Below are 12,505 nucleotides of genomic sequence, written 5' to 3' on the forward strand. Positions count from 1 at the left end.
AACACGACACATTCATGACCTGATGCCTGGTGCGCCAATTCAACGCGTCGGGCGGCATACACGGAGAACCAAAGCCATGCGACGCATTCTTCCATTCCTGCTTGCGCTCATCGGCACGCTGATGCCGGTGCTCGCGCACGCCTGGTGGCAACCGGACTGGGCGTACCGCAAACCCATCACCATCGACGCCGGGCCGCAAGGCGGCAACATCACCGGCGACGCCGGTCGTGTGCCGATGCTGCTGCGTCTGCACACCGGCAACTTCAGCTTCGAAGGCGTGAACGAGACCGGCGCCGACTTGCGCTTCGTCGCCGCCGACGACAAGACGGTTCTGAACCACCAGATCGAACAGTTCGATCCGGTGCTCGGCATCGCCCTCGTGTGGGTCGACGTGCCGGCCGTCACCGCCGCCAACAAGCAGCAGATCTGGATGTACTACGGCAACCGCAAGGCGCCTGCCGCCGGCAGCGGCCAACGCGTGTTCGATCCGGACTACACCGCCGTCTATCACTTCGGCGAGCCGAACGCTCCCGCCCGCGACACCACGGCCTACGGCAACAACAGCCAGAACGCCGTGGTCACGCTCGACGGCGCGATCATCGGCCGCGGTGCGCAGGCCGGCGCTTCGCCGATCGTGCTGCCCGCCTCGCCGTCGCTGGCCATCGCAGCCGGCGGCAACTTCACGTTCTCGGCATGGGTGCGTCCGGAGAAGCTCGGCGCGAATGAAGCGGTCTACGTGCGCCGCGACGGCGGCAGCGCTCTGGCGATCGGTATCGACCAGGGCGTGCCGTTCGTACAGGTGGGCACACAGCGCAGCCAGCCGGGCCAGCCGATTCAGGCCGGTCAATGGTCGCACCTGGCGGTGACCTCCGACGGCAAATCGATCACGCTGTTCGTTGGGGGGTACGCCGCCAGCACGCTGGCCGCCGCACTGCCCGCGCTGAACTCGCCGTCGATCATCGGCGGCGACGCCGACGGCGTGGCCGGTGGCTTTGCCCACTTCTCGGGCGCCGTGGACGAAGTGCGTCTGTCGAAGGTGGCGCGCAGCGCCGCGCTGCTCCAGACGGATGCCGTCTCGCAGGGCGCCGAGTCGCGCCTGATTGCCTTCGGTCCGGACGAGCAGCAGGCCGGCAAGAGCCACTTCGCGTTCATCCTTGCCGCCATGCCGGTCGACGCCTGGGTGGTGGTCTGCGTGCTCGGTCTGATGGCGCTGGTGTCGTGGGTCATCATGATCACCAAGAGCCGCAGCTATAGCGCCAAGGCTCAGGCCAACGCGGTGTTCATGGAGCATTTTCGCGAGGCGTCGGGCGCGCCGCTCGATCAGATCGCGCGCACGAATCGCGTGCCTGAAGGGGTGCGCGACCAGTCGCCGCTGTGGCGCCTGTACGAGGTTGCGCTCGACGAACTGCATCGCCGCCACGAGCTCGGCTACGACACCAGTGCCGTCTCCGACGCGACCATCAGCGCCATTCGCGCGTCGATGGACGGTGCGATGGTGCGCGAAGTCGAAAGCATGAGCCGTCGCATGAACTGGCTGTCGACGTCGATCGAAGGCGCACCGTACGTGGGGCTGTTCGGCACCGTGATCGGGATCATGCTGGTGTTCGTCGTGGCCGCGATGGCCGGGGCGGTGGACATCAATTCGGTGGCACCGGGCATGGCCGCCGCACTGCTGTGTACGGCAGCCGGTCTGGGCGTGGCCATTCCGGCCCTGTTCGGCTACAACTGGCTGGTCTCGCGCTCGGACGCCATCGCGGCCGACATGGCGGTGTTCGTCGACGAGTTCACGACCCGCCTTGCGGAAGAGCAGGGCGAAGGCCGCCGTCAGCCCGTGCTGCAGCGCGCGTGACGGGGACGAACCATGGCTAACGCAACCCGATTCGCGGCGAAGAAGCGCGCGGGCGGCATCAACATCACGCCGTTCGTCGACGTGCTGCTGGTGGTGCTGGTGATCTTCATCCTCACGAGCAACGCCAGCATTCCCGGCATCAAGGTCGACCTGCCGAAGGCCAGCGCTTCGGTGGCGTTGGAAAAGCCGAAGACCAAGGCGATCACCGTGGACAACGCGGGCCAGGTATTCCTCGACGCCTATCCGGTGAGCCTCACCGAGCTCGAGGATCGCCTGCGCACGGAAAAGGCGGTCACGCCCGATTTTCCGGTGATCGTGCGCGGCGACGCGCAGGTGCAGTACGCCAAGGTCGTGGAAGTGCTCGACCTGTTGCGCCGGATCGATCTGAACCAGGTCGGCCTCGTGACCGGCAAGCCGCAGTGAGGAGCGCAGCGTGAAACCTCGCGATTTCGCGTCTCGCCCGGCGGCCAGAACGGTCAGCCCCGCGATCGGGCTGCTGCGCCGCCGCGGCGGGCTGATCGTCGGCGGCATCGTGGTGCTCGGGCTGATCGCGCTCTTCTGGCATCTGCTCACGGACAAGGCCAGCACGCGTCGCGAGGTGAACGCCCCGCCGATGCTCATGCTGCCGCCACCCCCGCCACCGCCTCCGCCGCAGGAAACGCCGCCGGAGCCGCAACCCGAGAAGGTCAAGCCTGAAGTGGTCGAGCCGAAACCGGCCGACCCGGTCGAGCCGCCCAAGGACGACTCGCCGCCCAGCCCGACGAAGGATCTCGGCGACGCCGTGACCATCAACGGCGACGCTCAGGCGGGCACCGACGCATTCGGCATCGGCGCCGGCCGCGGCGGCGGCATGACCGGTGGTGGCGGCGGACTGGGCAGCCGCTCTTACAGCGCCTGGCTGGCGAGTTCGTTGCAGCAGGCGTTCGGCCGCGATCAACGTACCCGCACGCTGGCGTTCGACGACGTTCGTGTCGACCTCTGGCTCGATGCCGACGGACGCACCACGCGCGCTCAACTGGTTCGGGGCACGGGCAATCCGAGCATCGACGAAGCGGTGCTCGCCATGTTGCGCGACTTCCGCGCGGAAGAGAAACCGCCCGCATCGCTGCGCTATCCGCTGTCGATGAGCATCCGGGGGCGCAGGCCATGACACACGACAAGACGCACACGGCCGACGCCGGATTCCCTATTTACGCAAAAGTCACACACAAAATGAAAGCACTGGAACGTATGACCGGCGCGCTGGCTCAGCGGCGCGCCCCTCGCATGGCGGGGACGGCGGGCGCCGTCGCCCTGGCGCTCGCGCTTATGGGCACGGCGGGTCTCGCCCACGCGCAGGCACAGCCCGCCCCGAAAGAGACCGCGATGGTCAAGCTCATTCGCGGCCTGATCAAGAGCGGGGCCATCGACAAGGCGACCGGTGAGGCGCTGCTGGCGCAGGCCGAGACCGAAGCCTACGCGGCGTCGCAGGCGGCACAGAAGCAGGCGGCGGCACCGGCAGCCGCGGCAGCGGGCGCCGCCGGTTTTGCCGCCGAGCCGGGCGAGGTGCGCATCCCGTACATCTCACAGACCACGCGCGATCAGATTCGCGACGAGGTCAAGAACGAAGTGATGGCGCAGGCCAAGTCGGAAGGCTGGGCCGCGCCGAACGAAATGCCGGAGTGGACCAAGCGCATTCACATCGAAGGCGACTTCCGCCTGCGCAACGAGTCGCGCTTCTACTCGAGCAGCAACGCGAACACGCAGATCGACTGGGGGCAGATCAACCGCGGCAACGGCTTCGACGTCAACACGAACACGAGTCTGGCGCTGCCGCCGCTGCTCAACACCAACCAGAACCGTACGAACCAGTTCCGTGCGCGCGCCCGTTTCGGCATCTTTGCCGACGTGTCCGAGCAGGTCAAAGCCGGCGTGCGTTTGGCCAGCAGCAACGACGACAGCCCCGTGTCGACCAACACCACGCTCGGCGGCGGTCTGAACAAGAAGAACGTCTGGCTCGACCAGATGTGGATGTCGTACCAGCCGTTCAGCTGGGTGAAGTTCACGGGCGGGCGCTTTGCACCGCCGTACGTCACGAGCGACATGCTGTTTTCCAACGACCTGAACCTCGACGGCATTGCGGCACAGTTCAACAAGACGCTGCCGCAGGCGCCGAACGTGGAACTGTTCGGTTCGCTCGGCTTCATTCCGCTGGAATACTCGGGCGACAACTCGCCGTCGAACAGCCAGAGCAAGATGTCGAGCCAGACCAAGTGGCTGCTTGGCGGGCAGTTCGGGGCGAACTGGAAGCTCGACTCGAAGAACTCGTTCCGCGGCACGCTCGGGTACTTCGACTTCCGCAACATCACCGGTCGGCTTTCGTCGCCGTGCGCGCTCTACGCCGGCCAGACGAGCTGCGACAGCGACTGGTCGCGCCCGGCGTTCATGCAGAAGGGCAACACGCTCATGCTGCTGCGTAACATCGCGCTCAACCCGATCGACCCGGCCAATACGTCGCAGCCGCAGTATGTCGGCTACGCGTCGAAGTTCCAGTTGCTCGATCTGTCCGCGCGCTGGGACACGATGCTCGCCGGCCGCTACCCCCTGCGTCTGGACGTGAACTACATCCGCAACCTGGCCTACAACGAAGGCGAGATGTGGGCGCGTTCGAACGGCGGCATCGTGAACAACTTCGGCTCGGGCGCGGCGACGCGCGAGAACTTCAAGAGCGGCCCGAACGCTTACATGTTCCAGGCGACCTTCGGCAAGCCGATCATGGCGTCGCGCGGCGACTGGAACATCCTGTTCGGCTACAAGCGCATCGAACCGGATGCGGTGCCCGACGCCTACAACGATTCGACGTTCCACGGCGGCGGCACGAATGCGAAGGGCTACTACTTCGGCGGCTCGTACGCCTTCGACAAGAACGCCTGGATCACGGGCCGCTGGTTGTCGACGAAGGAAGTCTATGGCGCGCCGCAGTCGATCGACACGCTGCAGATCGAAGTCAACGCGCGTTTCTAAGGAGGTGTCATGAGCCAACAGCCCCCGCGCGCATCGAACCGATCGCACCCGATGCACCTGCCGAACGTATCGCGACTGGCGCAAAGTCTGGCCGCGGCGGCGATGTTCGCCGTCTGCGCGGCCGCCTCGGCGCAGTCGCCGCAGGGCACGCCGAGCATGGAAGAACGCTTGCGCGCCCAGTTGCGTCAGACGACGGAGCAACTGCAACAGGCTAAGAACGAACTGGCCGCGCTCAAGGCCGGCGGTACCGCGGCCGCCGCGCCGGGCAAGGATTCGCCTGACGCGCTGCGCAAGCAACTCGAAGAAGCCAGGCAACAGCTCGCGGCCGAACGTCAGTCGCGCGAGCGTCTGGCGCAGGACGCTCGCTCGTCGCAGTCGGAAGTCAAGGCGATGGCGGACAAGGCCAACACGCAGATCGCGCAGTACCGCAACGCCTACGACGAACTGCTCAAGCTCGCCCGTCAGGCCGATGCGCAGCGCAAGCATCTGGCCGACGAGACGGCGGCCCAGCGTGTGGCGCTCGCGATGTGCAAGGAGAAGAACGATCGCCTGTACGCCGTCGGCCAGGAAATCCTGACGGCGTACGAGACGATGGACGTGGCGACGATCGTGGCGGCACGTCAGCCGTTCGCCTCGCAAGCCCGCGTGAAGTATGAGCAGATCGCACAGCAGTATGGCGACAAGCTCTATGAGGGCAAGTTCGACGAGCAGCAGGCTGCGGCGGCCATCGCCAACAGGTCGGCCGCTGTGGAGCCCGGTGCCGCATCGGCACCTGCGTCGGCGTCCGCGCCGGCCGCGACCCAATAATCACGCAGCAATTCAGTAACCGTAAGTTCGAGGATGACTGGCATGAACCAAGAGAACACGACGCAACACGACAACGAGGACGCCGCGCTCGCCAGCGCGTCAGCCGCCGGCACCGTGCCGGCCAAGGTCGTGACGTTTGTCACGTCGGAGCAGGTCGCCGACGCCATTCGTGCCGCCGGCTGCGCGGTGTCCGTGCAGCAGGACGATCTCGTCACGCGTTTGCACAGCGCGAGCCACGGCATTGGCTACCAGGTGCACTGGGGCAACCAGACTGGTGTGGACCAGTATCTGGATTTCACGTTGAGCTGCCCGCTGCGCGTGCAGGGCGGTGAGTTGCCCGACGGCCTCATCAACGAATGGCATCGCTCGCGCCGCTTCGCTCGCGTCGCGGCCCACGGCGAATTCCTGGTGCTGGAAATGGATGTCTTCGTAGCCGGTGGCGTGTCGTCGGAGTTCCTGCGCTTCTCGTTGCGCTTGTGGGTCGAGATGATGGGGCAATTCTTCCTCCATCTGCGCAACTTCACGCAGCAGGCCGCCGGGCAGGGCGACGCCACCGCGGTGGGTGCCGACACCTCGGTCGCTGCGGCCGATCCGAACGTCCTCGCCGACGAGCGGCAAGCACCGAAGACGCTCAACTGACGCTCGCGCAGCAACCATTTGCGTCAGGAGAGTCGAGGCTATTGAACGCGTAGGCACGTGGCGCGCTCCCCCGGGCGCGCCATCGAGTTTCTTCGGACCTCCCCCGTAGGTCCACATCGCGCCGGCCGCAGGCCGGTTAGCCCGCCGTGTACCTGCTCAGGCAAGTGCGCCGCGGGCGTTTTTTGTTAGGGCGATGCGGTGATATGTTTGGTAGGCCGTGGCCCACCACGCACCTTTTTCTTCTTTGGTGACCGCTCGCGTTGCCATCCCCGCTGCTCCCCCCCTGTCCCGTTAGGACGATGGAGACGAGCGACGATCTTTTCGTCGTCTTCAAAATTGTTTCACAAAGGGGTTGCGCAGTTGGATGAAGGTGACTAATATCTCGTCTCTCGCAACGACGGCGGCGCAGCGCAAGCGGTGGGGCGGTCGAGGTGAGTGGGCTGAAAAGCCCGGTGGTTACAGGATTTTGAGCGAGTGAGTGGCTAGGGCGACGAACGGAAAGCGCGAAAAAAACTGTTGACGACGACGAGGATGTGCGACATAATCTCACTTCTCTGCTGCTGATGCAGCGACGCAGAAAACGAAGCGATGGCGCGGTAAGTTGGCGACTCGCAAAGTGACTGCGATTGATCTTTAAAAATTGAACAACCGATAAGTGTGGGCACTCGATGAATGGTGCGTCTGCTTCGGCAGATTGGCTTTAAATTTATTGAGGCTCACATAGTAAAAGGTAAGTTAAGCAATTAACTTGTCAGCATACTTTGAGAGCGACCGGTTCTAGCGATTTATCGCGAAAACCGAAAACAGTAACAGGTTTGAACTGAAGAGTTTGATCCTGGCTCAGATTGAACGCTGGCGGCATGCCTTACACATGCAAGTCGAACGGCAGCACGGGTGCTTGCACCTGGTGGCGAGTGGCGAACGGGTGAGTAATACATCGGAACGTACCTTGTAGTGGGGGATAGCTCGGCGAAAGCCGGATTAATACCGCATACGCTCTGAGGAGGAAAGCGGGGGACCTTCGGGCCTCGCGCTACAAGAGCGGCCGATGTCAGATTAGCTAGTTGGTGGGGTAAAAGCCTACCAAGGCGACGATCTGTAGCTGGTCTGAGAGGACGACCAGCCACACTGGGACTGAGACACGGCCCAGACTCCTACGGGAGGCAGCAGTGGGGAATTTTGGACAATGGGCGCAAGCCTGATCCAGCAATGCCGCGTGTGTGAAGAAGGCCTTCGGGTTGTAAAGCACTTTTGTCCGGAAAGAAAACCTCTGGGTTAATACCTCGGGGGGATGACGGTACCGGAAGAATAAGCACCGGCTAACTACGTGCCAGCAGCCGCGGTAATACGTAGGGTGCGAGCGTTAATCGGAATTACTGGGCGTAAAGCGTGCGCAGGCGGTTTTGTAAGACGGATGTGAAATCCCCGGGCTTAACCTGGGAACTGCATTCGTGACTGCAAGGCTAGAGTATGGCAGAGGGGGGTAGAATTCCACGTGTAGCAGTGAAATGCGTAGAGATGTGGAGGAATACCGATGGCGAAGGCAGCCCCCTGGGCCAATACTGACGCTCATGCACGAAAGCGTGGGGAGCAAACAGGATTAGATACCCTGGTAGTCCACGCCCTAAACGATGTCAACTAGTTGTTGGGGATTCATTTCCTTAGTAACGTAGCTAACGCGTGAAGTTGACCGCCTGGGGAGTACGGTCGCAAGATTAAAACTCAAAGGAATTGACGGGGACCCGCACAAGCGGTGGATGATGTGGATTAATTCGATGCAACGCGAAAAACCTTACCTACCCTTGACATGTACGGAATCCTGCTGAGAGGTGGGAGTGCTCGAAAGAGAGCCGTAACACAGGTGCTGCATGGCTGTCGTCAGCTCGTGTCGTGAGATGTTGGGTTAAGTCCCGCAACGAGCGCAACCCTTGTCCTTAGTTGCTACGCAAGAGCACTCTAAGGAGACTGCCGGTGACAAACCGGAGGAAGGTGGGGATGACGTCAAGTCCTCATGGCCCTTATGGGTAGGGCTTCACACGTCATACAATGGTCGGTACAGAGGGCTGCCAAACCGCGAGGTGGAGCTAACCCCAGAAAACCGATCGTAGTCCGGATCGCAGTCTGCAACTCGACTGCGTGAAGCTGGAATCGCTAGTAATCGCGGATCAGCATGTCGCGGTGAATACGTTCCCGGGTCTTGTACACACCGCCCGTCACACCATGGGAGTGGGTTTTGCCAGAAGTAGGTAGCCTAACCGCAAGGAGGGCGCTTACCACGGCAGGATTCATGACTGGGGTGAAGTCGTAACAAGGTAGCCGTAGGGGAACCTGCGGCTGGATCACCTCCTTTCTAGAGCATGCACTGGAAGTTGAGTGTTCACGCTTATCGGTTGTTGACTGCGTAGATCTAAGTCGGGTCTGTAGCTCAGGTGGTTAGAGCACCGTCTTGATAAGGCGGGGGTCGAAGGTTCAAGTCCTTCCAGACCCACCAAGCTTTACACCACCGCCTGACCAAGTCGAGTAGTGGTAATCGGCTTGATTGGGGGATTAGCTCAGCTGGGAGAGCACCTGCTTTGCAAGCAGGGGGTCGTCGGTTCGATCCCGTCATCCTCCACCAAAATCTTGGATCGCATCGATGTCAGTCAAAAGCAAGTTATCTCAGTGGTACTTCTGAAGTAAATCCCTGAATGTGAATGCTTTTGAATGACAGTCATGTCATGCAGTATTTGTTCTTTAACAATTTGGAAGAAGAAGTACAACGGAAGCGCGTTAGAGATGGCGCGTGGAAATTGTACGGGTTGTGATTGTATCAACCAGTATTTAAGTGATCGAAAGATGACTTGGAATACGGCACACACGCGATGTGTGGGCTCCACGTAAGTGCTAAAGCACTAACGTGGACCGACACGCGAAAACTCAACCTGTAACGGGGAGACATTCTCGTTATAGGGTCAAGCGAATAAGTGCATGTGGTGGATGCCTTGGCGATTACAGGCGACGAAGGACGCGATAGCCTGCGAAAAGTTGTGGGGAGCTGGCAAATAAGCATTGATCCACAAATGTCCGAATGGGGAAACCCGGCCCTTTGGGTCATCCTAGACTGAATCCATAGGTCTAGCGAAGCGAACGCGGCGAACTGAAACATCTAAGTAGCTGCAGGAAAAGAAATCAACCGAGATTCCCAAAGTAGTGGCGAGCGAAATGGGACCAGCCTTCAAGATTTAGCACCGGTGTTATCAGAACGGAATGGAAAGTCCGGCCATAGTGGGTGATAGCCCCGTATGAGAAAACCCTGGTGTGGAACTAAGCTTGAGAAAAGTAGGGCGGGACACGTGAAATCCTGTCTGAAGATGGGGGGACCATCCTCCAAGGCTAAATACTCGTAATCGACCGATAGTGAACCAGTACCGTGAGGGAAAGGCGAAAAGAACCCCGGGAGGGGAGTGAAATAGATCCTGAAACCGCATGCATACAAACAGTCGGAGCCTCGTAAGGGGTGACGGCGTACCTTTTGTATAATGGGTCAGCGACTTACATTCAGTGGCGAGCTTAACCGAATAGGGAAGGCGTAGCGAAAGCGAGTCCGAATAGGGCGTTCAGTCGCTGGGTGTAGACCCGAAACCAAGTGATCTATCCATGGCCAGGTTGAAGGTGCGGTAACACGTACTGGAGGACCGAACCCACTAACGTTGAAAAGTTAGGGGATGAGCTGTGGATAGGGGTGAAAGGCTAAACAAACTTGGAAATAGCTGGTTCTCTCCGAAAACTATTTAGGTAGTGCCTCGTGTATCACCTTCGGGGGTAGAGCACTGTCATGGTTGAGGGGTCCATTGCGGATTACCTCGCCATAGCAAACTCCGAATACCGAAGAGTGCAATCACGGGAGACAGACATCGGGTGCTAACGTCCGGTGTCAAGAGGGAAACAACCCAGACCGCCAGCTAAGGTCCCTAAATATTGCTAAGTGGGAAACGAAGTGGGAAGGCTAAAACAGTCAGGAGGTTGGCTTAGAAGCAGCCACCCTTTAAAGAAAGCGTAATAGCTCACTGATCGAGTCGTCCTGCGCGGAAGATGTAACGGGGCTAAGCAATATACCGAAGCTGCGGATGCGAGCTTGCTCGCATGGTAGGAGAGCGTTCTGTAAGCCTGTGAAGGTGACTTGTAAAGGTTGCTGGAGGTATCAGAAGTGCGAATGCTGACATGAGTAGCGATAAAGGGGGTGAAAGGCCCCCTCGCCGTAAGCCCAAGGTTTCCTACGCAACGTTCATCGGCGTAGGGTGAGTCGGCCCCTAAGGCGAGGCAGAGATGCGTAGCTGATGGGAAGCAGGTTAATATTCCTGCACCGTCGTATGATGCGATGGGGGGACGGATCGCGGAAGGTTGTCCGGGTGTTGGAAGTCCCGGTCCCTGCAGTGGAGAAGGCGCTTAGGCAAATCCGGGCGCGTAATTCAAGGCTGTGGGGCGAGCGAACTAGTTCGCGAAGCAATTGGAAGTGGTTCCAAGAAAAGCCTCTAAGCTTCAGTCATACGAGACCGTACCGCAAACCGACACAGGTGGGCGAGATGAGTATTCTAAGGCGCTTGAGAGAACTCGGGAGAAGGAACTCGGCAAATTGGTACCGTAACTTCGGGATAAGGTACGCCCTTGTAGCTTGACTGGCCTGCGCCAGAAGGGTGAAGGGGTTGCAATAAACTGGTGGCTGCGACTGTTTAATAAAAACACAGCACTCTGCAAACACGAAAGTGGACGTATAGGGTGTGACGCCTGCCCGGTGCCGGAAGATTAAATGATGGGGTGCAAGCTCTTGATTGAAGTCCCGGTAAACGGCGGCCGTAACTATAACGGTCCTAAGGTAGCGAAATTCCTTGTCGGGTAAGTTCCGACCTGCACGAATGGCGTAACGATGGCCACACTGTCTCCTCCCGAGACTCAGCGAAGTTGAAGTGTTTGTGATGATGCAATCTACCCGCGGCTAGACGGAAAGACCCCATGAACCTTTACTGTAGCTTTGCATTGGACTTTGAACCGGTCTGTGTAGGATAGGTGGGAGGCTTTGAAGCAGGAACGCTAGTTTCTGTGGAGCCGTCCTTGAAATACCACCCTGGCTTGTTTGAGGTTCTAACCTAGGTCCGTGATCCGGATCGGGGACAGTGCATGGTAGGCAGTTTGACTGGGGCGGTCTCCTCCCAAAGTGTAACGGAGGAGTACGAAGGTACGCTAGGTACGGTCGGAAATCGTGCTGATAGTGCAATGGCAAAAGCGTGCTTAACTGCGAGACTGACAAGTCGAGCAGGTGCGAAAGCAGGTCATAGTGATCCGGTGGTTCTGTATGGAAGGGCCATCGCTCAACGGATAAAAGGTACTCTGGGGATAACAGGCTGATACCGCCCAAGAGTTCATATCGACGGCGGTGTTTGGCACCTCGATGTCGGCTCATCTCATCCTGGGGCTGTAGCCGGTCCCAAGGGTATGGCTGTTCGCCATTTAAAGAGGTACGTGAGCTGGGTTTAAAACGTCGTGAGACAGTTTGGTCCCTATCTGCCGTGGGCGTTGGAAGTTTGAAGGGGGCTGCTCCTAGTACGAGAGGACCGGAGTGGACGAACCTCTGGTGTACCGGTTGTCACGCCAGTGGCATCGCCGGGTAGCTATGTTCGGAAGAGATAACCGCTGAAAGCATCTAAGCGGGAAACTCGCCTTAAGATGAGACTTCCCTGGGAACTCGATTCCCCTTAAGGGTCGTTCAAGACCAGGACGTTGATAGGTCAGGTGTGGAAGCGCAGTAATGCGTTAAGCTAACTGATACTAATTGCCCGTGAGGCTTGATCCTATAACCAGTGTGTTTTCCTGGTGTGAGTATCGCTGTGCCGATACCAGTCACAACCCAATACGTTGTACTACGCTTCTTCCGAATTGGTTTCGCTGAGCGCCTCAGCGGAACATACAAGTTATGCCTGATGACCATAGCGAGTTGGAACCACCCCTTCCCATCCCGAACAGGACCGTGAAACGACTCCACGCCGATGATAGTGCGGATTCCCGTGTGAAAGTAGGTAATCGTCAGGCTCCCCTTAAAAACCCCTTGCTACGCTCGTAGCAAGGGGTTTTTGCTTTGCCGAGCTCACCAGTAGTACGACTTACGTCGCTTTCGTCGTGCGACAAACCCACACGCCGGCCGAAGTTCTCTGATTCACCAGATCGATGCACCCT

General features: G+C 59.8%; 6 protein-coding genes, 2 tRNA genes and 3 rRNA genes. All 11 read left to right on the forward strand.

Annotation, left to right across the window (positions count from 1 at the left end; translation table 11 throughout):
* Nucleotides 1-76 precede the first annotated feature (76 nt).
* The 11 genes from RO07_RS05515 (at nucleotide 77) to rrf (ending at nucleotide 12,361) form a co-directional block, all read left to right on the forward strand.
* A complete protein-coding gene (locus RO07_RS05515; RefSeq protein ID WP_039408769.1) occupies nucleotides 77-1,849 on the forward strand; it encodes a DUF2341 domain-containing protein in 1,773 nt (590 codons plus the stop codon).
* Nucleotides 1,850-1,861: 12 nt separating this feature from the next.
* On the forward strand, nucleotides 1,862-2,272 hold the full coding sequence (locus tag RO07_RS05520) for an ExbD/TolR family protein (protein ID WP_039408772.1): 411 nt from the start codon (nucleotides 1,862-1,864) through the stop codon (nucleotides 2,270-2,272).
* A 10-nt stretch (nucleotides 2,273-2,282) separates the two neighbouring features.
* The gene (locus RO07_RS05525) at nucleotides 2,283-2,999 is read left to right on the forward strand and encodes an energy transducer TonB family protein (protein ID WP_072636968.1); all 717 of its coding nucleotides are present in this window, start codon (nucleotides 2,283-2,285) and stop codon (nucleotides 2,997-2,999) included.
* 62 nt (nucleotides 3,000-3,061) lie between these two features.
* The gene (locus tag RO07_RS05530) at nucleotides 3,062-4,852 is read left to right on the forward strand and encodes a putative porin (RefSeq protein ID WP_237171381.1); all 1,791 of its coding nucleotides are present in this window, start codon (nucleotides 3,062-3,064) and stop codon (nucleotides 4,850-4,852) included.
* A 9-nt stretch (nucleotides 4,853-4,861) separates the two neighbouring features.
* Nucleotides 4,862-5,659 (forward strand): hypothetical protein, encoded by a 798-nt coding sequence (locus RO07_RS05535; RefSeq protein ID WP_237171382.1) that lies wholly within the window; start codon nucleotides 4,862-4,864, stop codon nucleotides 5,657-5,659.
* 42 nt (nucleotides 5,660-5,701) lie between these two features.
* Nucleotides 5,702-6,298 (forward strand): type III secretion system chaperone family protein, encoded by a 597-nt coding sequence (locus tag RO07_RS05540; RefSeq protein ID WP_052267042.1) that lies wholly within the window; start codon nucleotides 5,702-5,704, stop codon nucleotides 6,296-6,298.
* 817 nt (nucleotides 6,299-7,115) lie between these two features.
* Nucleotides 7,116-8,648, forward strand: a 16S ribosomal RNA gene (locus RO07_RS05545).
* Between the two features lie 64 nt (nucleotides 8,649-8,712).
* A tRNA-Ile gene (locus RO07_RS05550) sits at nucleotides 8,713-8,789 on the forward strand.
* Between the two features lie 50 nt (nucleotides 8,790-8,839).
* Nucleotides 8,840-8,915 (forward strand) — tRNA-Ala (locus tag RO07_RS05555).
* Between the two features lie 332 nt (nucleotides 8,916-9,247).
* A 23S ribosomal RNA gene (locus tag RO07_RS05560) occupies nucleotides 9,248-12,125 on the forward strand.
* A 123-nt stretch (nucleotides 12,126-12,248) separates the two neighbouring features.
* Nucleotides 12,249-12,361, forward strand: a 5S ribosomal RNA gene (gene rrf, locus RO07_RS05565).
* Together the 16S, 23S and 5S rRNA genes with 2 tRNA genes alongside form the textbook arrangement of a ribosomal RNA operon.
* Nucleotides 12,362-12,505: the final 144 nt, after the last annotated feature.

The sequence above is a fragment of the Pandoraea pulmonicola genome (assembly GCF_000815105.2).
In the GTDB taxonomy this organism is placed as follows: Bacteria; Pseudomonadota; Gammaproteobacteria; order Burkholderiales; family Burkholderiaceae; genus Pandoraea; species Pandoraea pulmonicola.